Here is a 24067-nt window from a genome sequence, read left to right on the forward strand (position 1 = left end):
GGTATCGCCGCTCTCGATCGGGGTATCGCGGAGGTCCGCCGACGCTATGGGGCAAGGAGGACTGAGTGGATCACCACGATCAGGCGCTGTGGGTGCGGGTGACCCATCGAGGGCACTGCAGCGTGCTGGAGGTCGGTGGGCACCTGGACTTCATCACCGCGTCCACGCTCGCCCACCACGTCGGCGAGGCATGGTCGATGAGCGACGGCCCCCGCCTCGTGCTGGAGCTGTCACAGCTGGCCTTCTACGACTCCACCGCCCTGGGGGTGCTGGCGCAGACCCGGCAGCGCGTCCAGGACACCGCCACCGGCCGGCTCGTTCTGGTGGGCCTCCCCGACGGGCTCGCGCACCTGCTGCTGCGCACCGGCCTGCTGTCCCACTTCGAGGTGTGCGACGACATCGAACAGGCCGCCGCCGACCTGCTCCCCCCGGAGTGATTCACTCTCCGCTCCGCCGGGGCTCGAAGATCCGCACCGGTACGCGGCGCGGAGGCAACGCCCGTGCAGGACAGGGGCTCCACGGGCGGCATGGCCCGTGCGGGACAGGGGTCCCCACGGGCGGTCACCGCGAACACCCGTGTCCTGCACGGGCAGGTGGCGCGGGGTGCGTGGCCCCTGTACGGGCAGGTGGCGCGGGGTGCGGGGTCAGGGGCCGGTGAGGCGGCGATCTCCACGGGTGGTCACCACGAACACCTGCCAGTTGTAGTAGGCGTAGTAATTCCTGATGTCCTGCTTGATCTGGCGCGCGTGCAGCAACACCGCGTTGACGTACGCCTGGGAGTGGTTGTAGGCGTACAGCGCTCGCCGGTAGTCGCGCGGTGCCCCCGACGCGCGAAGATAGTTCGCCGCGGCGAGCAGGGAGTCGCGGGTGTCCTGGATGTCGCCGCCCATTCCGTAGGCGTCCCACGTTCTCGGCATGAACTGCATGGGGCCCTTGGCGCCGGTGTGGCTCGGTGACCGTACGCGGCCGAACTTGGTCTCGACGAACATCACCGCCGCCAGCACCTCCCACTCCACGCCGAACCGCCGCTCGGCGTACCGGAAGTGACCTAGCAGGAAGTCGGCGGGCTTGGGCGGCTGGACACGGAACTTCACCGCCCCGCTGATGGGCCGGACGAGAGAGCGCAGATCCCGGCCGGCCGTCACGTTGTCCTTCGCCTGCCCGGCCAGGGCCTTCGGCAGCTTGGCGTAGGTGCGGGCGGCGACCTGCGGGTTGAGGACGAGGTAGCGGTAGATCCGCTGCTGGTGCAGGGCGAGCAGCACCACCGGCTCGGGGGGTTCTCCCTTGCCGGGATCGCCGTCGCGCCGCCAGGCGTCGATGGCGCGCCGGAGCTCCGCGGTGGTCGTGGCCAGGGAACGGGCCAGCCGCGCCGGGTCGGTGGGGATCGCCGCCTTCGGGGAGGGCGGGGTGGGCACCTGACCCGCGGGCGGCGTCTGCTGCGAGGACTCCTCCGCCGGTGACGCCGTCTCCTGGCCGGGAGCGGCCGGTGGGGCGGTGCTCCCCGAGGGGGCGCCCAGGGAGGCGGGGTCCGGGGCGGTCCCCTGGGAGGTGGAGCCCTGTGCGGCGGCATCCTGTGAGGCGGCGCTCTGCGAGGTGGCGCAGCCGGAGATCGCGAGGACCAGGCCGACGAGAGAGGCGATCACCGGCTTCCCACGCGACCGGCCCACGCGCGAACCCGCCGACCCGCCCTCCGGGGCGCCCGAACCTCCTGAGGCGTTCGCCCTCTTTGAGGTGTTTGACCTCCCGAAGACCTCCGGCCTCTGTGCGGGGCCTGGATTCCCCGAGGTATCCGGTCGTGCGGGCATCGTCCGTCTGTTCGACCGGTGGTCACGCTCCGGCCGTGAAACCTCCGCGCGCTGATCGTTCATCGGCCCCAACGTACCCGAGCGACGACCTCCCGGCCTACCGATGCGGCCCGCGACGGTCGGCGGACCCGGCCATCACGTCACGATCACCTTTCTGACCTGCGCCGAAGGACTTTGGTCCTGATCCGGTAAGCCGAACAGCCCTATTTTCACCAACCGTGTCCGAATAATCCTGATATGTGAGGGAAGCAGCACATATGGCTTGTTGGGGGAGATATGGGGCCGGTGCTGGGAGGAATCTTGTTCGGATCAGTTCTAGCGATCATGACGTTGGTGGGCCTCGTCGTGGCAACCGTGATTGAAGATCGACTTTTGCCGCCCGGACCGATCGAGCTGATCAAGCCGTCCGAGTCACCGGAGTCGCCCGAGCCGATCAAGCCGACCGAGCAGTCCGACGCTCCGGCTGCTCCGGACAACACCGACCGGTAAGGCGACGAACCGCGCGTCTCGTCAGGTCGTTCCGTACGGCGACCTCGATCCTTCCCGTCTCATCGAAGCCGGATGAAGTGAGAACCGGCCCGCGAAATCGAACGATCACTACTTGAACACGCATCCGGTTGGATCTGGGTTCTTTCCTGGTGTTATCCCGAGATGTGAGTGATCATTGGACCCACCCCGCACCGTGCCCCCTGTCCGTACCGTCTCCGCGGGAGTGGGCGCGGTCACCTTCCCCGATCTTCCGTGACATCGCGGACGCCGCGCAGGCGTCGCCCGCGATGACCGGCTCCCGCCACGCCGACTCCGCCCCGCCCCGAGGAGACGTCCCAGGAAATCCGAGGAAAAAGAGGAAAGAGGACCACCCCCATGGCCCTTGCCGGTGTCTTCCTGCCCATCGCCCTCGCGATCATCATGTTCGGTCTCGGTCTGAGCCTCACGATCGCCGACTTCCGCCGCGTCGCCGCCTATCCCAAGGCCACCGTGGTCGCGCTCGCCTGTCAGGTCCTGCTGCTGCCGGTGATCTGCTTCGGTCTGGTGCTCGCCTTCGACCTGCCGCCCGCGCTCGCCGTGGGCATGATGCTCCTGGCCGCCTCTCCCGGCGGGACCACGGCGAATCTCTACAGTCACCTGTTCGGCGGCGACGTCGCGCTCAACGTCACGCTCACCGCGATCAACTCCGTGCTCGCCGTCGTCACGCTGCCGCTGGTCACCAACCTGTCGCTGAACTACTTCGCCGCCGACTCCGCCGCGCTGGGCCTGCAGTTCGACAAGACCGTCCAGGTGGTCGCGATCGTGCTCGTCCCCGTCGCGATCGGCATGGCGGTCCGGGCGTGGGTGCCGCGCTTCGCCGAGCGGATGAACACCCCCGTGAAGATCGCCTCCGCCGTCATCCTGGTCCTGGTGATCCTCGGCGCTCTGCTGCAGGAACTGGACAACCTCGGCGACTACATCCGTTCGGTCGGCCTGATCACACTGCTGTTCAGCGTGATCAGCCTGGCCATCGGCTACTGGGTGCCGCGCCTGGCCAGGATCGAGCGCAGCCAGGCCGTCGCCTCCTGCATGGAGATCGGCATCCACAACGCCACGCTGTCCATCGCGGTCGCGCTCACGCTGCTGAACAACACCCAGATGGCGATCCCCGCCGCCACCTACGGCGTGCTGATGTTCTTCACCGCCGCCGCGGCCGGATTCCTCCTCAGGTCGTCCCGTACCACCCAGGTTCCGTACGACGAGGCTCGCCCCTGACGCGGCCGGCCCGGTGAAGGCGGCGCCGGTTCGGTACGCCACCGGTGCGCCGGGACGTAGGAGTGACGACCCGATCGATGGGAGTCGATCCGGCAGGAGGAGCGGGACGGCCGGACCACGTTGTGCGGCACGTACCTGGTGCTGAGCGGCATCGAGACCGGCCGCCTTACTTCCCCCGTCGCCGTGGGGTCAAGCTTGAGTAAACAGCGTGGGCGCTGTTAGCTTCACTCCGGTGGATGACATGCCTGCACGGGTGAAGGCGATCGAGGGCTTCGCGACGGCTCTGCGAGAACTTCGCAAATCTGTCGGCAACCCACCTTTTCGGGAAATGTCCGGTCGGTCGGGGGCGATCTCGCACACGACACTGCACGAGGCCACGAAAGGCAACCGGCTCCCGAGCTGGGAGACCACCGTCGAGTTCGTCAAGGCGTGCGGCGCGGACCCGGCCGCGTACCGCGAACGCTGGGAGAGGGCGAACCTGGCGGTCAGGTCGGTGAGCGCCGGAGATCCCGCGAACCGCGTCGGCCCCCCGGTGGCCGGTCCGCCCGGTGGGCTCGCGGTCCCCGCCCCGGAGGCCGGGGAAGCCGTGGCGGCCCCTGAAACCGCGGCAGCCGCGGAAGATCGCTCCATGCGCATCGTCGTCGGGTCGTACGTTCCACCGGCGGCCGGTGAGCCTCAGGCACCCGTACCCGCGACGACTCCGCCGCCACCGCCCGGCGAGATCGTGGGCGACGCCCGGCAGGTCCCCCAACCGTCCGGAGGCCGAGGGCGATTCCGGCTGCCCCGCCCGGCAGCGGCGGCGCTCGCGACGGCGGCCGTCGGTGTGGGGACGGCGGTCCTCATCGCGGTGGTCGTCAACCGCGACTCAGGGAACGACGATCGCGGCCCGGCCCCGTCGGGCAGCCCGTCGAGGGCATTGCTTGCGGCGACCGACTGCCCGGTGGTCCCGACCAACCCGCCGTACGATCCGCCCGCGAACGAGGGGGATTCCGCGGTGTTCATCGGGGACATCACGCTCCCCGACTGCACGAGCGTCGGCCCCGGCCGGACCAGGACCAAGGTGTGGCGGATCAAGAACGCCGGGACCGTGCCATGGAAGGGATACACGCTGCGCCGCCTCGACCTCCCGCAGCAGCCCGATCAATGCCAGACCATCTCCGACGTACCGATCAAGGACACCCGCCCCGGAGAGATCGTCGACATCCGGACCGAGATCACCACGCCGAGAAACCCGGGCCTGTGCTACGTGCGGTTCAAGATGATGGACGGTGAGGGACGGGTCGCGTTCCCCGGAGGCCGGCCGCTCAACTTCCAGATCATCGTCGACTGACGGAGACGATGGAGGTGAGCACCTCCCAGCGGGGCTTTTGCCCCATCGACCGACCGGCTTCCCGGCCCGTCGGCCGCATCGGGAGGACGCCCTCGATGCCCAGGACCGAACGCCCGTTCCCCGCCGTGCGACGCACGACGGGGAACGCGGGGAGGTCTTCGAAAGAGGTCAGGAACCGAGAACGATCCCCCTGTAGTAGGACTTGAGGATCCTGGAGTGGCTCCAGCCCGCCTTGCTCTTGTCGCGGGAGCCGGTCTGCGACATCCAGTCACCGGTGACCCAGTGGCCGCACGCCGTCGTCGTCGCGCAGTACTGGGCCCTGAAGATCTTCCCGTTGCGCGTCAACCGGGTGCCCCACGTCGCGTCCACCGCGGCGTTCGTCGCCGCCGTCGCGGAGCCGGGCTTGTACACCTGGCTGGACGTGTGGTCGGAGACGTCGTAGCACTCGCCGCTCGGCGTCCTGCTCGCCGAGTTCAGCGCCCAGTACCAGCCGAAGTTCTTGACGGCGATCGCCCCGGCCCTGAGAGACTCCTTCGGCCAGTACGACGGCCACTCGTTGGACAGGACGTTCTTGATGTAGGTCTTGAACGGTACCCGGTCCACGCGGTTGAGGGACTTGCGGTAGACGAGGATCGTCGTGGGCATCCTGCTGTGCGTGCCGTCGGTCTTGCAGTGGCTCGGCGACGAGGAGCCCATCAGCCGGTGCGAGGCGTTCTGGTTCTTGAGCGCGGGCTTGAGGTTGCCCTTCGCGCCGGGCTTGAAGTCCTGGTAGGTGCTACCGGCGTGGTTGCTGTTGTAGTGGACCCGGACGGTTTTGGCGGTGCGGTTCCAGACGGAGGCGGCGGCGTTCTTGACGCACTTGCCCTTGCCGTTTCCGGGTCCCTTGTAGTCGAAGCAGGAGGGCTGCTTGGTGCCGTAGTCACCGATGGATCCGGTGAAGTCGGAGACCGACCCCTGGTTGTTGCTGTTGAAGTAGTAGCAGAACTCGCCGCTCTCGCAGACGCCGTTACGGCCGGCGGCCGAGGCGGCCGAAGCGGATGGTGCGACGGCGAGCACCGCTCCGCCGAGCACCATCGCGGAGGCCACGGCGGCGAGTCGCGAGATCGGCCGTGCGGTTCGTGGGGACACGGTCGCCTTCCTCTTCTTCATCGTCGTCTTCATCGAAAATCGAGAGCCGTGCCGCGCTCAGCGGAGGTTGTAGCCCTGGGAGACCCAGAACGAGGTCGGGTTCGGGTTGCTCAGGACCGGGTCGCCGACGCTCTTGGCGGCGAGCTTCTGCCGTCCCGGACGCACCTCGACGTGGGTGTGCGCGGCCCCGCTGGACGACACCCCGCGCCACGCCTCGTTGGCGATGAGCTGGCCGCGCGAGACCTGCTGGCCCACACGCAGGGAGGAGCGCGGAGCGGAGTGCAGGTAGATGACCGTCCTGTTCGACGAGGCGTTGTAGATGGAGATCGTGGAGAGCCCCGAGCCGCCGTTGGCCCCGCGTGCGAGGTGGATGACCTGACCGCTCACCAGGGAGTGGACGTTCGTGCCGATGCCGCGGTAGAAGTCGATGCCCTCGTGCCGGCCGGGGGTGCTGGTGTAACCGTCGAAGGCGCAGCTGATGTATCCGCCACTGGTCTTGTACAGCGCGGACGACAGGTTGACGCGTCCCGGTGACGACGACGACGGGCTGAACTGGTGCGAGGCGTTCTCGTTCTTGAGACCGGGCTTGAGGTTGCCCTTCGCGCCAGGCTTGAAGTCCTGGTAGACGCTGCCACCGTAGTTGCTGTTGAAATGGACCCGGACGGTTTTGGAGGTGCGGTTCCAGACGGAGGCGGCGGCGTTCTTGATGCACTTGCCCTTACCGTTGCCGGGACCCTTGTAGTCGAAGCAGGAGGGCTGCTTGGTGCCGTAGTCGTTGACGGATCCGGTGAAGTCGGAGACCGACCCCTGGTTGTTGCTGTTGAAGTAGTAGCAGAACTCGCCGGTCTCACAGACGCCGTTGCGGTCGGCGGCAGAGGCGGGCGGGGCGACGGCGACGGCCGTTCCGCCGAGCACCATCGCGGAGGCCACGGCGGCGAGGATCCTGTTACGCGTTCTCATGCTGTTCTTTCTCCTTGTGTCTGTGCGGCCTGGGGTGTCCTGTACGGCCTGAGGTGTCGGTACGGCCTGGTGTGGGCCTGAGATGTGGCCCGGGGGTGCGGCCTTGAGGTGTGTACGAGGTGGAATGCGTGCGGTATGGAGTCATACGGGGTGGAATGCGTGCGGCCGGGGAGCCAGGGGGGCGCGCGGTCCGGGTGCCCGCGCGGTCAGGGCTTCGGACAGGGCTTCGGACAGGGCTTCGGACAGGGCTTCGGACAGGGCTTCGGACAGGGCTTCGGATGGTCAGCGACGCCGGTATTCCTCCCAAGTGCGGATGGCCACCTTCGGGCCGTCGTCGGGACCACGGCCGGAGAGCCCGTTCAGGCCGAGGTAGTAGTCGCCGACCTGGTTCTGGGCCTGGCCGGAGAGGTCGGTGTCGTTGATGGCGACGGCGTGGATGTGCCACGGCCAGTCGGCCTGAGCGGGAGTGCGCAGCCATGCCGCGAAGCCGACCCGTCGCAACGCGCGGACGGCCGCGGTACGGGTGGCGGAGCTCATCCCCTTGACCGAGATGTCCACGGCGCCCCCGCCGTCGTGGGTACCCGCGGACGTGGGATCCCCGCCCCGGTTGTACGACCCCTGCAACAGCACGAGATCGCGGCCGAGCAGCCGATTCGCCTCGACCAGCATGCTCCGCGTGCGGGTGTTGACGACGCCCCCGCCGAACGACACCCGGCCCCCCGGCACGACGACGTCGGTGACCTTGAAGCGGCCGGCCCCGAGCTTGGTGAGCGACGCCTTGCCCGGCAGGCCGTTGGCGGCGAGACCGGTGAAGCCGAGCGACCGCTGGAACTTCGCGAAGGCGGCGACCGTCGTGCTGCCGAAGTAACCGTCCACCCACTTGGAATCGAGCAGGCGCCGATCGCGCAGCGCCCGCTCGACGAGGAGCACGCTCGCCTTCGCCCCCGGGGTCAGCGTGTCGTCAGGCCGTCGCGGGTCGATCTGGGCCGCCTTGAGGGTGGCTTCCATGTTCACGCTCGGAAGGACCCTCGCGTCGGCCGCCTGTGCCGCCGACACCCCGGACGCTCCCGTCAAGGGGGCGAACAGGGCGGCCGCCACGAGGGCGGCGGCGTATGAAGGCAACTTCATGGGTTCTCCTGGTTTCGGACACTGGAGGGGATTTCTGCGGCGGGATCCACAGTTTCGGATCGCTCGCGCTGTCCACAACGAGATCGTGTTGTCAGCCTGTTCGAAGGGCTTCCTTACAGGGCTGACAGGCGATCCGACGCGTGGCCCGCGACCGCGCGGGGCAGTATCCGAGCAGGACAACGTGGCCGTACAGCGGTCGCGCAGGGCAGTGACCAGGCAGGACAACACGGCCGTACAGCGGCCACGCGCTCGCCTCCCGTAAGGAATGCCATGACCGAAGTCCTCGTCACCGATACCGGTGACCGCTATCACGGAGCCTTCGAGCCGGCCGTCAAGGCGGCGAGGCCCCGGGTTTCGACGTCCGCCGCATCAGGGCGTGAGCGTCGCGGATGATCAACTATCACCGCCGCGAAGGCGGAAGAAGGGCGAAGGCGAAAGAGGGCGGCTGCCCGCCTACGAGGTGACCCCCTGAAACCGGCGCCTACGCGTTGGTGCGCCGGCGGACCATTTCCATGTCCTTCTCCGGCAGCGCGTCGGCGACGAGCAGTCGCGGCAGCAGTTTCGGCTCCAGGGTCATCGCACGGAAGACGAGCGCGACGGTCACGTCGTGGTCGGGACGATGCACGATCTCGACCGGGTCGTCGGCGCGGATCTCACCGGGCTCGATCACGCGCAGGTACGCGCCCGGCCGGACGGCCTGCGTGAACCGCTTGATCCAGCCTTCACGCTCCAGCCACCCCTGGAACGTCGAGCACGGGATGCGCGGGCACGTCACCTCCAGGACGAGGTCCGGCCCGATCCGCCAACGCTCACCGATCAGGGCGCCGTTGACGTCCAGCCCCAAGGTCGTGAGGTTCTCCCCGAAGACCCCGTTCGAGAGCGACCTGCCCAGCTCGGACTCCCATTCGTCGAGATCCTCGCGGGCGTAGGCGTAGACGGCCTGGTCGGAACCACCGTGATGCTTCACGTCATAGACCCGGTCACCGGCGAGGCCGACCGCGCCGGTGCCCTTGGGGCCGGGGGCGGTGACGGCGACCGGGCCGTCGACGGGCCGCTTGTCGATGCCAGTGGACTCCGACTCCTTCCACGGGTTGGGGCGAGGCCGGCCGATATTGACGGAGAGCAGCTTCATGACGGCGATTTTTCCAGACGTTCGACACGAATGGGATTGCCGCGTACGAGCTCGTCGTGGATACGCCAACGGCCGGTGACGGCGGCGCGCTCCGCCGCCGAGTCGCCGTCCTCGAGGCGCTGCCTCAGCAACCGCATGGCGATGCGGCGGTTGAGGCCGAACTGCCGCTCGGTGTCGACCACGACGACGATCCCCGAGGGCCGGTGGGTCGCCCGCACCGCCGTGCTCGCCTTGTTGCGATGTTGACCGCCGGGGCCACCGGTGCGGCAGGCGACGACGTCGACGTCCGCCTCTCTGAACGTCGTGCGCGGGACGTCGACCTCGCACGGTTGCGCGATGACGTACCAGTTCTTCCGGCTCGTGCTGGTCCGGTACGGGCTGGGGGCCTGCCAGCACAGCGTCCCGGTCCACGAGGCGGCGAACGCCTCGGCGCCGGCTCCCGAGATCTGGATCAGGACCGACCGGTAGGTGTCCGGCCGCTCACCGGGAACGCTCTCGACCCGGCGGATCTCCACGTTCTGCCGGGTGGCGTCGGCCTCCAGGCGGCGCAGCAGCCGGGCCAGCGCCCAGGCGCACTCCTGCGGGCCACGCCCGGCCGACAGGAACAGGTGGACGCTCATCGCCGCCCCCGCTCGCGGCGCCGGTCCCGCTGGGAGGCAGGGCCGAGGTCGGGCGTCTTGTAGGTGACGAGCGGAACCGTGGTGGCCACAGGCGTGGCCAGGTCATGGTGAACGAGATCGGCGATCACCTGCTCGATGCGCTTGTAGGCCGTCGGCGCCTCCTCGAAGAGCAGCTGACGGTCTCCGCACACCACCAGCGACCCCACCGGCGTACGGCGCAACTCCTCGACCGTGTGCTTGGCCCGGCCCCGGCGCAGGGCGTCCGCCCGCGACATCTTGCGACCCGCGCCGTGCGCGACGGAATGACCGGCGTCCGGCCCGGCGTGGGCGGCCACGAGGTAGGAGGGGGTGCCCCGCGTACCGGCGATGAGCACGTCGCGGCCGTCACCCCGTGCCGCCCCCTTGCGGTGCAGGTAGACCCCGTCGCGGACCTCGACCAGGTTGTGGCACTCGTCGACGAGCGGCTCGGTGGGCTCGGCCCCCAGGGCGTGGGCGACCCGGGCGGCCATCAACCGCCGGTTGAGCGACCCCCAGCGTACGGCGTCGTCGTGCATCGCCAGGTAGGCGCCGGGATCAGGCGCGGGACCCGCGCCGTGGACCTCGGTGTGCGCCCGCAGGATGCGCTCGCCCAACCCTCGGGAACCGCTGTGCACGATGAGAACCAGGTCGCCGGCGGCGAGCCCGAGCCGGCTCGCGTGGTCCGGCTCGAAGACGGTGTCGATCCGCGCCAGCTCGACGAAGTGATTGCCCCGGCCGACCGTCCCGAGCCCCTCGACGTGACCGGCGGGAATCTCGCCCTTCAGCACGGCCCAGGCCGGGTCGTCGGCATCCCGCTCGGGATCCAGCGCACGATCGAGATCGGGGAACCGGGCGGCGAGCTTCTCCGGCACGGCACGCCTGAGCCTCATGGGGAACACGGCGATGCCGCACCCGATGTCGGAGCCCACCAGGAACGGATACAGCACGGTCGACGTCATGGCGGCCCCGATGGGCGCGCCCTTGCCCGGGTGCAGGTCGGGCATGGCGGCGACGTGCGTCATGCCGTCGAGGGCGGCCACCTGGTGGCACTGCGCGAGCGCGTCGGACTCGATCCAGCTCGCGGGGGAGGCGAACACGGCGACGGTGGCCGAAGCCGTGTCCCCGGTATTCGTGGTGTCCGTGCCGGACGGCAGCGGGGACTGCTGCCGGGAGTGCTGCTGAGACAAAGAGGCTCGCTTCGCTCGGGAGGGGGCTGACAGGAACACGGCGCGAGGAAGCGCCGTGGCATCTCGGAACGCGGTGGCGCTGTCTGTCAGAGCGTCATGAACACCACGTTCCCGGACCCCCACCACGCGAGGCAAGTGGTTTTCGGTCATAAGGGCTGCACGCTTTTCGGATTATCGCCACCAACCTAAACCGCCGACGGCGAGAAGACGTCAATTGAACGGAAGCGATTCCGTCGGACCACGCGGATAGGATCGAAGCTCCTTGGCGACCTGGCCGTGTCGTCCGAATTTCCGGGTTCCCCGTGACCATCTCCGACGGAGGCGATTCGATGTACAAATACAGTCGCGACGAAGAAACGTGGGATCAGCTTACGGAGGCCGGGCTGGAGTTCCTCGTCGAGCGCGCTCAAACCCCGGGTGAGACGTCGTACGAAGACCTCAACAACGCTCTGACGCAGAGAACGGGCCTTCCCGGCTTCGACTTCGGGCGCGCCGATGAGCGAGCCGCCATCGGATATCTCCTGGGCCTGATCGTGGAGAGGACCTATCCGGAGACCGAGCTGATGATCTCAGCCCTCGTCACACACAAGGGCGGGACCGACCCCGGCGGCGGCTTCTACGCCCTGGCCACACAACTCGGACTACTCCGGCCAAACGCCTCGAAGAGCGAGAAAGATGCGTTCTGGGTGGATCAATACATCCGAGTGCAAGAACTCTACTCAAGAGCCGACCGGCCCTGAAATTCCCCGAATGGGCCGGACACCGACGATATGCCATCAGGATCCCGGGTCCCCCGTGCGAAAGACGTTTCCGCCTTCAGAACGGGAGAGGGGACGGGTGGGGGCGTCTCCGCAGGGCCGACTTCGGAAGGGAGGATCGGAGCCTGCTCCTCGGTGGCCGACGGCGGTACGGCGGCCCCGCAGGCGCCGACTCCCATCAGCAGCACGACCGCCATCACGCGGAAACGGCGTTTCACCCGCGTCCGTTCCCCTCTCCACCGAACCGGCGTGACATAAAACGACAGAAACACCTTAAGGGGAGCGAGTTCGGAAATTCCGCCGATGCCACTGAACCTCGTCAGTGAGTTTCCGAACCCCTGTCCTCCTCGCACCGATGTTCCTGGTCGCCGAGCCGACGCTTGTCCGATGTGGTGAAATATGCCGAATGGAGCGCGCGAGGCAGCTGGTGGGCGAGATGCTGGTCTACTGTTTTGTGGCCGTTCTGCTGACCGGAGGGTTCCTGGCCTTCTTCTACGTGCCCAGCGGCCAGACGGTGATCTACAGCGGTCCTTACGAGCCCTTTCGGGGCATTCCCATGAGTGCCGCCTACAACTCGCTCCTGAACCTCAGCTTCGACGTGCGCGGTGGCCTGCTCGTCCGGAAACTGCACCATACCTCCTCGGTCCTGCTCGTCCTGGGAACAATGTTCTGGGTCCTGCTCGGCCGGTTCCGGTACGCCTTCGCGGCACTGGGCCTGGGCCTGCTCGCCGCGCTCGCCGGTTACGGAGCCGCCGACGACCTGCTGTCGGGCACCGTCCTCGGGAAACCGCCCATCCCCGTCTGGTACGGCCTGCACCTGCTGGTCGCGGTGGCGGTGGGCGCCGTGCTGGTGATCTCCTCACGGAAGGAGGCCGCCCGACAGCCCAGAACACCGGCCTTCATAGCCCTGGGCATCGGCCTCACCGTTCTGGCGATCTTCTATCTCTAGAGGGGCGGGAACGCACGACGGCGGTCCCCGACGGTCCGGCGAACCCGGCCTCGTACCGGCTGACCGAAGGACACGTCGCCCCAGGAAGTGACCCGTGGTGTCCGAAGAAGGGGCCGCGGTCCAGGGGGTGGAGTTTCCGGTCCTCATCGATGTGCGGGCATCGAGCTCATGAAGGTACGGGCGAGGCGGTCGATCTCTTCGTCCTTGGAAGCCTCGTCCACGCGCTGATCCCGGTCGATCCGGCCGCGTTCGGCTTTCAGCCGGCGCTCTTCCTCGCGCAGTTTGATCTCGTACTCGCCGGTCCTCTGCCGGGTGGTGAAGTTCAGTTCGGCCTCGTGGCAGGCCGAGCCCGCGCGCAGTTCCTGGGTGAGAAGGCGGTCGTACTCGGTCTTGCCGTTCAGCATCTTGGAGATGATCGGCATGCAGTCGAGCAGCACGAAGATGACGCGCAACAACCAGTGAGCGAAGTTGACCATGCCGCTCTGCCCTGCGACCGTACCCAATGCCTCCCATCGTTCAAGCAGGCCGATGTGGGTGTAGGCCCGTTTCTTCTCCTCGACGCGCTCGGTGATCTTCTTGCTGAGCGCCGCCGCGCTTTCCGTTTCCGCACTGGCGCGATCGGCCGCGAGAGAACCGAGCTTCGCCTTGAGTCTCGCCACCTCCTCCTGCTGCCGGGGGATGTTGTGGTTGGCGACGAAGGTGGCGAGCTCGTTGTTTCTGACCTTGCACTCGGGGCCGTTGCCGGGCACGCCCGTGGTCTGGTTCGGGATCCTGCGGCCGCCAAGGCATTCCCGGTCGCGGCGTTCCTTCAGCTTCTCCTCCTCCTTTGTGTCCGCTGCCAGCCGATCTTCCGCGGCCTTGAGGAGGCTCTGCTGCTGCGTCATGTTGTCCTCGACGGCGGTTGCCCGGTCACCGCCGTCGAGGATGAAATCGGCGCAGTCGACACCCCCGGGAGCCGGTCCCTTGAGGGGGTTGCACCGCTTGTACCGGCTCTCCGTCTGGCTGATCACCTGGTCGCGTTCCGCCATGATCTGCCGGTCGAGCCGTTCCTGAAAGATCTTGAGGGTCAGCGGCTCGGCGATGAAGACGCCGATGGCGAGGGCGACGGCGAGCCGGACCAGCAGGTTGCCCCAGCGGGACCAGCCGTCGCTGTCACCGGCGAGGCTGGTGATCAGAAACCGGTCGATGTTGGCGATGTTCAGGCCCCACAGCGCCGCCACCGGCAACAGATACAACGGAGACGCCGAAAAAATCAGGGTCAGCGCGCCCAGCAGGGAGGCGCCCGCTATGAGCGCGGTGCTGGCCACGATTCCGCCGAGACTGGTGTAGCGGGAGCGTTCCTGAGGAACGCTCGCGAGGATTTTCTCGTCGACTCCGGTGAACCGCCGGAAGAACCTCCCGAGATCGGGCCTCTCCCGACGCCGGGGGTGCCGTCTGTGCTGCTGGGCCGCCTTGGGACCGTGGAGGATGTCAACCACGGACGTCCTCCTCCATGAAGAAGTCGTCGTCGTTGTCGCCTGCCGTCACCTCGGCCTGGGCCTCGTAAGCGGGCCTTTCGAGGTCTCTCACCTCCGCCTCCGGCTCGACCTCGTCGAAGGTGGCGAGCAGTTCCTTGCCGGTCGTCTCGTTGAACAGGCCCTGGGCGATCGCCGCCCGGACGACATCGGCCCGGGCGCGGGCCTGAACGACCTGCAACTCGTGTTCCTGCTGGATTCCGCGCTGGGTGGCGCTGTACTCCCGGTCGCCCAGGGCGGCGTAACGTTCGGCGATCTGCTGTTCGCTGAGACCGGGAACGGTGACGTACAGGCCGTCGGCGGCGCCGGGACCGCTGTTGAGGAGGTCCCTGATCTTCTTGGCCCCGGTGATCTGCTGATCCCGGTCGAGGGCCGCCTCCTGCCGGGTGAAGTCGTTCGCGCCGTGGCCCTTGGTGTGCAGGTAATCCTGCTCGTCGAGTTCGTAGTCACGATCGAGCTTGCGTTTGACGTCGCGGAGGCCGTGTTCGCCCCGGATGTTGTGCAGGCTGGTCTCGTAGTGTCGCCGCCCCTGGGCGATCTCGTCGGGGGCGTGCACGTTGAGGCCGGAGAACTCTGCCGTCATGCCGGGCAGCACACAGGGCACCACGGTCGTGTACGCCTTCACCTGGGCGTGCACGAGCGTCCACAACTCGTGAACCTCGTGCAGCCCGTGGCCGCGGCCGAGTTCGAAGAGCTTGTGGTAGGCCTGGACGTAGGTGACCAGGTGCTCGGTGACATCGGTCAGACCGGCACGCACCACCTCGATCGGCTCGTCGACCGTGCAGCGGAAGTGGATCGAGACGGTGAAGTCGTGGGCGCCGGAGGAGTTGATCGGCACCCGGATCGTGGTGGGGTGATCCTTGGTCACGTCCACGACGCTGACGCTGGCTGCGTGCAGCACGTGCGGTTCGTCGCCGTGCAACCGCCGGTCGCCCAGCACGAACGTGCCGTCGTACTCGAAGACGAGCCGCTGGTGCGGAAGCTGGCGGGGGAGGCTGGAGATCGGCCGCCGGGGTTTGCTCAGGAACCCCTGCCTGGCGACAGGATCAAGGGAGACCTGGCTGATCACGGGGTAAGTCATGGACGCTTTCCGATGGTGTCGAGGGACAGAACAGCCGGGCTCAGGAAGACCCGGAGCAGCGACAGGAGAATCTCCAGCCGGTTCTCGTCGGTGTCGCGGGAGATGGCATAACGCCGCAGGTCATGGGCGAGCAGTGGCCGTTCCTTCGCGGGGAGCGCCTCCACGAGCGCCGCGAACAGGGCATGGACCCGGTCGCGGTCGTCGCCGTCGCGGTCGTCGAAGGCGCAGACGGCGTCGTACAGGGCGGTCAGCGCGTCCTTGCGGTGGGGGCGCTTGACGAGAACCGCGGCCCAGAGTCTGGCGAGCGGGACGGCCGAGGCGGGGCAACTGCGCAGATGAGCGGTGACCGTGGGAGTCCCGACGCCGTCCGCGCGAGCCGACAGGACACTCAGGATCGCCCGAATCAGCGGATCGACCGCACGGCCGATCCGCCGGTCGTTGCCGATCTGGCGGGCCAGCCAGTCGAGCATCGGCAGGGCGTTGCCGGTGGCCTCGGTCAACGCCGCGAACAGACGGGCGAGCGCGATCTCCGCGTGCCGGACGGGCTTCTCACTGCCCCTGATCTGTGTCCAGAGCATCCGGACCGCCTCCAGCGGGAACCGGATGCCCAGCTCACCGGACCAGGCGAGGGTGGCGGTGAACTTGGGTCTGGCGGCGGACGCCCTCGTCCACGAGCTGACGGTGCGCAGCACCTCCGGACGGGTCGTCTCGTCCAGGCACAGCCACGAGATGGCCATCGCGGCGGTGGCCTGGCTGCGCATCACGCCTCTTCCACGGGCCCACGGGGTGAGAAAAGCGCTCTCGACGTACGAGTAGTCCGAGACGGAGGCGAGAACCGCCACCCCCCTGGCGATCTCCGCCTGCGCGCTCGGGTCGCGGAGAGCCGCGCACTCATGGAGCCATTCGGTGACCGGCTCCCACAACCGCATGCCGTGCCGCCGGTACAGCTCCCGCATCACGTGCGTTCGGTGACTCGGGACCCTGAACTCCAGCCTGCGCCCCGGCGACAGGCTGAAAAGGGAGCCCTCCGCCACCCGAAGCAGGCGGCGGCTCGGCATCGGATCGTCCGCGGAAACGGTGACCGCACCCTCGGCGCCGATACCGGCGATCGACTCCAGCCGGGCGAGCAGTGACTCGAAGCCGGCTTCCGGAAGGCCGGCGGTGAAGGCCATGGCGGCCATCTCGAAGAGCTCCCCCCGAGTACGCGGGCCGTCGAACCAGGCGACCACATCGCGCCGCCCGGCGGACTCCAGCCTGTCGAGCGCGTCGTCCAGCGAAATCCCCGACGCCAGGTCGCGCGCGAGTGTCACCACGTCGGCCATGGCGTGGTCGGCGGTGATCTGCGCGGCCGCCTCGTCGGCGACCTCGGGCGCCACCCGGTGAGCCAGCAGGACGTCACGGGCCGGCGGCGGGCGCCAGGCGATCCGGTCTCCCTCCGGCAGCGAGGTCGCCGTCGCCGTGATCACCAGGTAGGCCCCGGCGTCGCGCACCCGGCGCCTGATCTCCCGTACGTGGAAGTCGGCGATGTTTCCTTCGACGTCGTCCTTGGGCCAGTCGCACAGCAGGTAGCCGTGAGCCTTCCGGTATTCGCGGGCGGCCAGCTTCTCCAGCGTGTAGGCCGGGCTGAGTTCCACCACCTCGCGCCGTTCCGCGACGAAGTCCTGAAGCAGGTTGAGCGCCGCCGTCCGGCGGCCGGTGCCGGCAGTGCCGATCAGGGCCACCATGTTGCATCTGCCCAGCTGTTCGGCGGCGGCCTCGTAGGTGGCGTGGCGCACGTGGCGGGTGCGGGTCTCCGCCATCTCGTCGGCGGACACGGGTCCCGAGGTGCGGCGGGACCTGGGGCGGGAGCCCGAGATGCCGAACGAGGCGTCCCCCACGTTGCCGTGAATGTGGTTGATGACGGTCTGGACCTGGGAGACCTGCGCGAAACCCTCGTCCGTCGCCTCGGCCTGATCGGTCAGATCCACCGGTGTGGCCGCCTCGCCGATCAGGACGCCGTCGGGCGGCGAATCAGTTTCGGATACCAAAGTTGATCTCCTCCCCGGAGATGGGAGCGGTGATCATGTTCACGGTCATCTGCTCGGCGTTGAACTGCTGCGCGACCCGCTTCGCGGTGGGGTCGGCCCGCACCAGCTTCTCCAGGGACTCCAGCAGGTCGTCCCGCGACTCCGGGGCGGCCGGTTGGCCCTGCTCGGACCGGAATTTCTTGATCTTCGCGAGCAGTCTGCGCGCTCCGCCCAGGCCGGTCTCGGTGCCGTAGGCGCCGAGACGCTCGATGGCACCCCCGGCGATGAGAGCCCACAGGGTGTCGGCGACCTCGGGCAGGTTGTCCATGTCGAGAGTTCCTCTCTGAGCCAGGTCTTCGGAAGGAATCCACATCCAGGCGATCTCGGTGCGTTCCTTGGTCGGCACTTCCAGCCGGGTGAACGCCTCCGGCCGGTAGGAGGTGTGGAGCTGTCGGACGACGTCCTCGTAGAGCCGATCGGTGAGGATCAGCACCAGGTCGGCGCGCGGGTTCACCTGCAGGGCGGTACGGGCGGCCTCCGCGTCGAGCAGCCGGGCGGTGGTCACCACGACCTGGCCGACGAAGCCCATCGCGCCGCGTTTCACGACGCCGTGGCCGATCGCGACGCGTATCCGCAGGCGGGCGTCGTCTCGGCGTTCGCGGTTGTGGTCGTGGAGCGCCTTGCGCACCCGGTGGACCAGGTCGTCGACGACCCGAAGCTCGCCCTCCCTCTCGGGGATGACGATGACCTCGCCGTCGCCGGCCTCCTGGCGGGCCCAGGTCTCGCGCCGCAGGCCGGCCTCTCGTGCGCCACGGTCCATGACCTGGGCCAGGCCCGACTGGATCGAGTCGTGCCGTAGGTCGTCGCCGCGGCCGTATCCCTCCGCGTCGACCGCCATGACCAGGCGGCGGCTGAAATCAGAATCGAACATCACGTCACCTTGTGGTTGCGAGAAAGATCCACCAGAGCGGTGGGGAGATCGCCGGGGATGAGTCTGGCGAAGGTCGCATCGCCTCAAGACGTACCAGTACGTTTTACCGGTAATTGGACAGACCGATTGGGTCGATGACGATCTTCCTGCGATGACCGGAGGCGATCAGTTCAAGCTCCTTGAAATGTCGGAAGGCCTTGAAGACGGCGTCCTTCCCGGCCCCGACGAGATTGGCGATCTCCTCGTGGGTGAGATCGACTCCCAGTTCCCGTTTGCCGTCCGCCCGGGCGACCCCGTGCCGGCCGGAGAGTTCCACGAGCACGTTCGCGACCCGTACGGGCACGCTGAACTGGGCGAAGTCGGTTCTTCTGCGGTTGGCCCAGTCGAGCCGGTCGGCGATCATCCTGGCGAACGCGTTCCATGCCGCCGGATGACGGTCGAGGAAGTCGGTGAACACCTCCGCGCGGATGACGTGCACCCACATCGGACTGCACGCGGTGACCGCAGCTGATCTGGGCTCCCTGCGCAGAGCCGCCAGCTCGCCGACCACATCGCCGCTGACCCGGATGCCCAATATTGCTGATGCGCCCGATTCCAGGTAGGCCGTCACCTTCACGCACGCGGTGATCCGCTGACCCGGGACGGACCTCAGAAGATAGACCTCGGACCTTTCTCGGTCTCCGTGATAGATGAGTGGTTCGCCGGCCTGCCGCGGGGACGGCGGCACGAGATCCAGGAGTTCCTTCCGCTCCTCCGGGCTGATTCTGTCCATGAGGGTGCCGGCAGGCCATCTGGCGGGAATTTGATCATTCATCACGGATTAAGCGCCTTGGGTCATCGATGTGAAGCTGCTGGAAGCTACACCCTGGAATACATGGTGGCCAGGTTAGATGGTTATCGATGTGGTTATTTGATATATTGTCCGGCTTGCCGTAAAGGGCGGGCCGAAATTCCCGGAGAACTGGACAGGATTCCGGTGATCGGCGTGACCTGGCGGAACATCGGCGGCGATTTGCGGCTTGTGTGCTTACAAGGTGGTTGTGGCTTTCCGAAGGTGAAGGCTCCTGTCTTCTCCGGGGTGGCGCCGTCGCTCGGGACGCTTCGTCTTCGTGTGTGGGAAGCCGTTGGCAAGTCGGGGACCTCACAGACTCGGCTGGTGATCGCGATGGAAGGCCACGCGAGACGCACCCGTCGCGCGGGGTCCCTGGTCGGGGTGAACCTGCGTCACGAGTAAAGCGTATCGTGAACTCAGTGCACAATAGATATTCCTGTGTCGATTCCAGAGCGGAAGGCAACGTGCGACGGGGGCCGCCCTCGGACCCGAGCCGCTCGTCCCAAGGGTGACTCGTCCAAGCGGCGTCACGGAGAGTCGCCGGCGTACCACCCCCGGGAGTGCGCCGCCCCGCGCATGGGGCACCCTTTGCGTTCGGCCCGCATGCTTCACCCGGCTTTGCCAGGACGACCGTTACCGACCACTCGCTCCAGGTAAGTCCTCACCTGATGGCAGGAAACAGCCGCACCAGGCGGGAGGTCGAAATGATCACCTCGTTCGCACGCGCAGTCATCACAGGCGCGTTCACCATCGCACTGAGCGTGCCCGTCGGCGGCGCGCTCGCCGCTTCCGCCGCACCGGTGGATCCACCGAGCCCGCAAACCCAGAAGGACCTCGAACAGGCGATGCGCGGTGAGGCGTTCGCCAACGCCTCCTACCGCCTGTACGCGGCCCAGGCCCAGCGGGAGAGGCTGCCGGCGGTGGCCCGCCTGTTCGAGCGCACCGCCGGCGTCGAACTGGGCGAACACTTCAGGGAGGAGGCCCAGCTGAGCGGCCTGGTCGGCAGCGACGCCGAGAACCTGCGTGCCGCGGTGGCCGGGGAGACCTACGAGTCCCGGCAGATGTATCCCGGTTTCGCGCGGCAGGCCAAGGCAGGCGGCGACAGCCGGGCGGCCGCCCGCTTCTCGGAGATCGCCCGTGACGAAGGCGGGCACGGGCGGGCGTTCGAGGCCGCGCTGCGCGCCGTCGAGTCCGGCGAGGGTACGGTGCCGAAGCCGCCGAAGGCCGACAAGGTTCGGGTCCCGAAGGGGCCGCCCGAGGTCCGCGCACAGCAGACCAAGGCCGATCTGGACGCGGCCTTGCACGGTGAGGGGTTCGCGTACGCCAAATATCATCAGTACGCCGAGCACGCCAAGAACCCGGCCGTGGCGAAACTGTTCCGCGGCACCTCCGAGGTGGAGCTGCACGAGCACTTCGCCGATGAGGCGAAGCTGGCCGGGCTGGTCGGTGACACGCGCGCCAACCTGACCAAGGCCATCGCCGGCGAACAGTACGAGTCCCGGACCATGTACCCGACCTTCGCCAAGCGCGCCGAGGCGGCGGGCGACAGCCAGGCGGCCGCCCGTTTCTCGAACAACGCCGAGGACGAGGCCGGACACGCCCGCGCCTTCCAGCGAGAGCTGGATCGGCTTCCCGAGCAGCCCGGGCAGCCTCCGGCGGCGGACTCACAGTGAGGAGATGACGGGCTCCGGCCGCTTGACGCCGGAGGCCACAGAAGTCATGGCCGCCGGCACCGCCCGCGGCCATCGGCGCTTCTCGCCGGTCGCGATCCGGTGCCCGGCGTCGCGCGAGACAGGAGACGGACATGTTCTTCGGCCTGCCGCTGCACCCGCTGGTCGTGCACGCCGCCGTCGTGTGCCTGCCGCTCGCGGCGCTCGGCACCATTTTGATGGCGTTCTGGCCCGCGGCGGCGCGCCGGTTGTGGCCGGCGGTGCTGTTCGTCGCCACCGTCGCGCTGATCGCCGTGCCGCTGTCGATCAGCAGCGGCGAGACGTTGGCGGACACGGTCGGGGAGAACGCGCTCATCGAGGCCCACGAGGAGCAGGGCGAGCAGGTGCTGCCGTTCGCCATCGTGCTCTGGCTGGCCGCGCTGGGCCTCTCCCTGGCGACCCGGTTCATGGGGCACGGCAGGCACTCACCCCATGAAGGAACGCGCCCGCGATGGTACGTCGGCGCGATGATCGTCCTGGTGATCCTCGCCCTGGTCGGCGGCGTGGGAGGCACCGTCGCCATGGTTCGGGCGGGCCACAGCGGAGCCGAGAGCGTCTGGAGCAAGTGAGTTCCGTACCCGCACCAGGTTCGGTCGGCCTCGGCCGTGAGCACGGCGAAGGAGGTGATCGCCGGCAGCGCGGCGCCGGTGCAGGCCGCCGCTCCGCGGCCGCGCCGGCCGGCCGACCGGCCAGTGGGCGGAAGATCACGGCGCACCCGCCGTGATCGCCAGGCAACCGCCGACCAGGCCCGGACCTCGCTCCGGCGGGCCGGTGACGTGCTCGGGGATCGTGGGGACGAGCAGTCCGAGCGACAGGAAGCACGCCCCCGCGCACGTCAGCAGCAGGCGGGTCATCGCCTGAGCCGTCCGGCGTTCTACCGGAGGGGCTGGGTCAGGTTGACCTTGTTTCCGTCAGGGTCGTGGATATGGGCCACACGTTCTCCCCATGGCATGTCATTGGACGGGCCGAGCACTCGTCCGCCGGCCGACTCGGCCTGGTCCAGCAGACCGTTCACGTCGTCGACCTTCACACTCAGCAGGATCCGCTGCGGGGCGGACAGGTCGGTCGCCGCCTCGTTGACCAGTCCGAGTTCCGAGTCGCCCAACTTCAGGTTCACGAAGAACGTGGGTCCGTCCTCGGGAAAGCGGCTCACCTCCATCGCCCCGAACAGGCGCTCATAGAAGGTTCGCAGTCGATCCAGGTCGGATGTGATGATGACGGGCTGGATGGTCGCCATGGTCGTTCCTCCGGTTCGCGGTGAGTAGCCGTCCAAGGGGATACGCCGTGGCGTCACGAAACTCATCGGTGTGCGGGAAACGATCGCGGTGGCGGCGAAGACGCGGCCGGAGCGCCGAAAAGCGGGATCAGCCGGTCGGCGTCCAGATATGTGGTGATGCCGCTGATCAGACCCTCGGACACGTCCAGAAGAACCAGCCCGAAGGGGACGTGAACGCCGTCGGGACCGGGTCTGGTCTGCCAGAACGCCGGCGAGCCGTTCGCCGCGGCCGGGACGAGACGCGCGCCCGCGCAGGACGCGTTCGGGTCCAGCAGCGCCTGCTCGATCAGGTCGCGGCCGCGAAGCCACCAGGCGAAGGGAGGCATCGACATCGTCGCGTCCTCGTGCAGCAGGGCGACGAGCGCGGTGACGTCGTGACGCTCGAACGCGCTGCAATAGCGGGCGAGCAACTCGCGCTGGCCCGGGTCGGCCGGCCGGAACGGCTCACCGGGCATGGCGTCGACCGTCTTGAGCGTCGACCTCGCCCGCTGTAGCGCGCTGGTCACCGACGCGACGGTGGTCTCCAGGAGGTCCGCGACCTCCCCGCTCTTCCATCGCAACACGTCACGCAGGATCAGCACCGCCCTCTGCCGGGGCGGCAGGTGCTGCAACGCGGCGACGAACGCCAGCCGGATCGTCTCCCGCCGCACGGCCAGCTCTTCCGGATCGCCGTCCATCGGCAGCACGAGAGCGTCCGGAACCGGCTGGACCCAGACCCGCTCCGACACCGGCTCGCCGATGCTCGATCCGCCGTCCGCGGCCCGGCTGAGATCCATGGCCAGGGCCCGGCGTTGCGTGCTGCGCAGCATGTCGAGGCAGATGTTGGTGGCGATGCTGTAGAGCCAGGTGCGCAGCGACGCCCGTCGCTCGTCGTAGCGGTCGAACGCTCGCCAGGCACGCAGCAGCGTCTCCTGCACCGCGTCTTCGGCCTCGAAGCCGGAGCCGAGCATCCGGTAGCAGTAACCGGTCAGTTCGCCCCGGAACGGCTCCAGCCGGGAGCCTTCACCGGTCAGCGTTTCAGCCATTCCCTGACCGTATGCGCCGCCACCGACACATCACGCGGGGAGACCGATGACTTTCCGGCTCCGCGTTCGTACCCATACCGGGATCTCCCGCCGTGAACGTACGCGCCGAACAAGCACGAGGAGGCTTTGATGACCGAAGATCGACTATGGGACGCACTGGTGACGGAACGTGGCGAACAGGCGGACCTGCTCGCCGCGCTGCGTCCCGAACAGTGGGATGCGCCCACGTTGTGTGACGGCTGGAGGGTCCGCGAGGTCGTCGCCCACACGACGATGCCCTTCCGCACCTCACTCGGAAGGACCCTGCTGGAGCTGGCGAAGGCACGCGGAGACTTTAATCGCATGGCCGATCGGTGCGCCCGTCGCGACGCCGTCAGGTTGCCGCCCGAGAGATTGCTCGCCTCGCTGCGGGACAACGTCGCACATCCGTGGACACCTCCCGGCGGAGGCGTCCACGGGGCGCTCGCGCACGAAGTCATCCATGGACTCGACATCACGGTGGGTCTGGGACTCGACCGCCGGGTTCCACCCGAACGGGTGGCCATGGTGCTGGCCGGGATGCGGCCGAAGAACATCGCGTTCTTCGGAACCGACCTCACGGGGGTCACGTTGCGGGCGACCGACCTCGACTGGAGCCACGGGACGGGAACGCCGCTCCGGGGACCGGCTCAGGACCTGCTGCTCGTTCTCTGTGGGCGACGTCTGCCGCCGGGCCGGCTCACGGGGGAGGCCGCGACGCGGTTCTCCCGATAGTTCCCGAAACCGGTGACGGCGACCGGGGGACGCTCGACCTGCTCTTGGGGGCGGCGGGTAGGCCGGCGGCTTGGGATACTCAAGCGGGTGGGACGCCGTCGGCCGAACGGGTCGGCATGTCACCGCCCGAGCCGGGTAGCGCGCGTTCCCGACGACGTCCGTACGCCCGCTCACCGCCGCTC

At 68.3% G+C, this 24067-nt stretch carries 24 protein-coding genes; 9 read left to right on the top strand and 15 right to left on the bottom strand.

Annotation, left to right across the window (positions count from 1 at the left end):
* Window positions 1–65: 65 nt before the first annotated feature.
* Window positions 66–437 carry an STAS domain-containing protein gene (locus tag AB0B90_RS23075; protein WP_350945582.1) on the top strand — a complete coding sequence of 124 codons (372 nt, stop codon included), beginning with the start codon at window positions 66–68 and terminating at the stop codon, window positions 435–437.
* Between the two features lie 207 nt (window positions 438–644).
* On the opposite strand, the gene AB0B90_RS23080 is transcribed toward AB0B90_RS23075, so the two are convergent.
* Window positions 645–1643, bottom strand: coding sequence for a transglycosylase SLT domain-containing protein (locus tag AB0B90_RS23080; RefSeq protein ID WP_362924624.1), 999 nt, complete (start codon window positions 1641–1643; stop codon window positions 645–647).
* Window positions 1644–2138: 495 nt separating this feature from the next.
* Between AB0B90_RS23080 and AB0B90_RS23085 the strand changes: the two genes are divergently transcribed.
* The 3 genes from AB0B90_RS23085 to AB0B90_RS23095 all read left to right on the top strand — a co-directional run bounded on the left by AB0B90_RS23085 (window position 2139) and on the right by AB0B90_RS23095 (window position 4878).
* Entirely contained in the window at window positions 2139–2294 is a 156-nt protein-coding gene (locus AB0B90_RS23085; RefSeq protein ID WP_350945580.1) for a hypothetical protein, read from the top strand.
* A gap of 375 nt (window positions 2295–2669) precedes the next feature.
* A complete protein-coding gene (locus AB0B90_RS23090; RefSeq protein WP_350945579.1) occupies window positions 2670–3548 on the top strand; it encodes a bile acid:sodium symporter family protein in 879 nt (292 codons plus the stop codon).
* A 328-nt stretch (window positions 3549–3876) separates the two neighbouring features.
* Window positions 3877–4878 (top strand): NBR1-Ig-like domain-containing protein, encoded by a 1002-nt coding sequence (locus tag AB0B90_RS23095; RefSeq protein WP_362924627.1) that lies wholly within the window; start codon window positions 3877–3879, stop codon window positions 4876–4878.
* 168 nt (window positions 4879–5046) lie between these two features.
* Here AB0B90_RS23095 and AB0B90_RS23100 read toward each other — a convergent pair whose 3' ends face one another.
* The 6 genes from AB0B90_RS23100 to AB0B90_RS23125 all read right to left on the bottom strand — a co-directional run bounded on the left by AB0B90_RS23100 (window position 5047) and on the right by AB0B90_RS23125 (window position 11051).
* Window positions 5047–6006, bottom strand: coding sequence for a SpoIID/LytB domain-containing protein (locus tag AB0B90_RS23100; protein WP_362924629.1), 960 nt, complete (start codon window positions 6004–6006; stop codon window positions 5047–5049).
* A 57-nt stretch (window positions 6007–6063) separates the two neighbouring features.
* Window positions 6064–6966 carry a peptidase inhibitor family I36 protein gene (locus AB0B90_RS23105; RefSeq protein WP_350945576.1) on the bottom strand — a complete coding sequence of 301 codons (903 nt, stop codon included), beginning with the start codon at window positions 6964–6966 and terminating at the stop codon, window positions 6064–6066.
* A gap of 282 nt (window positions 6967–7248) precedes the next feature.
* On the bottom strand, window positions 7249–8094 hold the full coding sequence (locus tag AB0B90_RS23110) for a peptidoglycan-binding protein (RefSeq protein WP_350945575.1): 846 nt from the start codon (window positions 8092–8094) through the stop codon (window positions 7249–7251).
* 481 nt (window positions 8095–8575) lie between these two features.
* Window positions 8576–9226 (bottom strand): MOSC domain-containing protein, encoded by a 651-nt coding sequence (locus AB0B90_RS23115; RefSeq protein ID WP_350945574.1) that lies wholly within the window; start codon window positions 9224–9226, stop codon window positions 8576–8578.
* Window positions 9223–9846: a peptide chain release factor H gene (gene prfH, locus AB0B90_RS23120; RefSeq protein WP_362924633.1), complete on the bottom strand. Its 624-nt coding sequence runs from the start codon at window positions 9844–9846 to the stop codon at window positions 9223–9225. The genes AB0B90_RS23115 and prfH overlap by 4 nt, the downstream gene beginning before the upstream one ends.
* A complete protein-coding gene (locus tag AB0B90_RS23125) occupies window positions 9843–11051 on the bottom strand; it encodes an RNA ligase RtcB family protein (protein WP_362924635.1) in 1209 nt (402 codons plus the stop codon). The genes prfH and AB0B90_RS23125 overlap by 4 nt, the downstream gene beginning before the upstream one ends.
* Before the next feature lie 302 nt (window positions 11052–11353).
* Here AB0B90_RS23125 and AB0B90_RS23130 point away from each other — a divergent pair, with 302 nt between their 5' ends.
* Both AB0B90_RS23130 and AB0B90_RS23135 read left to right on the top strand, forming a co-directional pair.
* Window positions 11354–11791, top strand: a complete 438-nt coding sequence (locus AB0B90_RS23130; RefSeq protein WP_350945571.1) for a hypothetical protein — start codon at window positions 11354–11356, stop codon at window positions 11789–11791.
* Window positions 11792–12215: 424 nt separating this feature from the next.
* Complete coding sequence (locus tag AB0B90_RS23135; protein WP_350945570.1) at window positions 12216–12758, top strand: hypothetical protein; 543 nt, start codon at window positions 12216–12218, stop codon at window positions 12756–12758.
* Window positions 12759–12901: 143 nt separating this feature from the next.
* Here the strand turns inward: AB0B90_RS23135 and AB0B90_RS23140 are convergent, their stop codons facing one another.
* The 5 genes from AB0B90_RS23140 to AB0B90_RS23160 form a co-directional block, all read right to left on the bottom strand.
* Window positions 12902–14236 (bottom strand): DUF4407 domain-containing protein, encoded by a 1335-nt coding sequence (locus tag AB0B90_RS23140; RefSeq protein ID WP_362924637.1) that lies wholly within the window; start codon window positions 14234–14236, stop codon window positions 12902–12904.
* Complete coding sequence (locus tag AB0B90_RS23145; RefSeq protein WP_362924639.1) at window positions 14229–15353, bottom strand: hypothetical protein; 1125 nt, start codon at window positions 15351–15353, stop codon at window positions 14229–14231. Before AB0B90_RS23145 ends, AB0B90_RS23140 begins: the two co-directional genes overlap by 8 nt.
* Window positions 15350–17380, bottom strand: coding sequence for a hypothetical protein (locus tag AB0B90_RS23150; protein WP_362924641.1), 2031 nt, complete (start codon window positions 17378–17380; stop codon window positions 15350–15352). Before AB0B90_RS23150 ends, AB0B90_RS23145 begins: the two co-directional genes overlap by 4 nt.
* Window positions 17364–18290, bottom strand: a complete 927-nt coding sequence (locus AB0B90_RS23155; protein WP_350945566.1) for a hypothetical protein — start codon at window positions 18288–18290, stop codon at window positions 17364–17366. The genes AB0B90_RS23150 and AB0B90_RS23155 overlap by 17 nt, the downstream gene beginning before the upstream one ends.
* 103 nt (window positions 18291–18393) lie before the next feature.
* Window positions 18394–19104: a Crp/Fnr family transcriptional regulator gene (locus tag AB0B90_RS23160; RefSeq protein WP_362924644.1), complete on the bottom strand. Its 711-nt coding sequence runs from the start codon at window positions 19102–19104 to the stop codon at window positions 18394–18396.
* A gap of 722 nt (window positions 19105–19826) precedes the next feature.
* On the opposite strand from AB0B90_RS23160, the gene AB0B90_RS23165 reads away from it, so the two are divergent.
* Entirely contained in the window at window positions 19827–20795 is a 969-nt protein-coding gene (locus tag AB0B90_RS23165) for a ferritin family protein (protein WP_362924646.1), read from the top strand.
* Window positions 20796–20926: 131 nt separating this feature from the next.
* The gene (locus AB0B90_RS23170; protein ID WP_350945563.1) at window positions 20927–21400 is read left to right on the top strand and encodes a DUF2231 domain-containing protein; all 474 of its coding nucleotides are present in this window, start codon (window positions 20927–20929) and stop codon (window positions 21398–21400) included.
* A 135-nt stretch (window positions 21401–21535) separates the two neighbouring features.
* Here AB0B90_RS23170 and AB0B90_RS23175 read toward each other — a convergent pair whose 3' ends face one another.
* The 3 genes from AB0B90_RS23175 to AB0B90_RS23185 all read right to left on the bottom strand — a co-directional run bounded on the left by AB0B90_RS23175 (window position 21536) and on the right by AB0B90_RS23185 (window position 23132).
* Window positions 21536–21685, bottom strand: a complete 150-nt coding sequence (locus AB0B90_RS23175; protein ID WP_362924648.1) for a hypothetical protein — start codon at window positions 21683–21685, stop codon at window positions 21536–21538.
* Window positions 21686–21705: 20 nt separating this feature from the next.
* The gene (locus AB0B90_RS23180) at window positions 21706–22068 is read right to left on the bottom strand and encodes a VOC family protein (protein WP_362924650.1); all 363 of its coding nucleotides are present in this window, start codon (window positions 22066–22068) and stop codon (window positions 21706–21708) included.
* 62 nt (window positions 22069–22130) lie between these two features.
* Window positions 22131–23132, bottom strand: coding sequence for a sigma-70 family RNA polymerase sigma factor (locus AB0B90_RS23185; RefSeq protein WP_362924652.1), 1002 nt, complete (start codon window positions 23130–23132; stop codon window positions 22131–22133).
* 129 nt (window positions 23133–23261) lie between these two features.
* Here AB0B90_RS23185 and AB0B90_RS23190 point away from each other — a divergent pair, with 129 nt between their 5' ends.
* Entirely contained in the window at window positions 23262–23885 is a 624-nt protein-coding gene (locus tag AB0B90_RS23190) for a maleylpyruvate isomerase family mycothiol-dependent enzyme (RefSeq protein WP_362924654.1), read from the top strand.
* The last annotated feature ends 182 nt before the right edge of the window (window positions 23886–24067 follow it).

The sequence above is a fragment of the Streptosporangium sp. NPDC049078 genome (assembly GCF_040648855.1).
In the GTDB taxonomy this organism is placed as follows: Bacteria; Actinomycetota; Actinomycetes; order Streptosporangiales; family Streptosporangiaceae; genus Streptosporangium.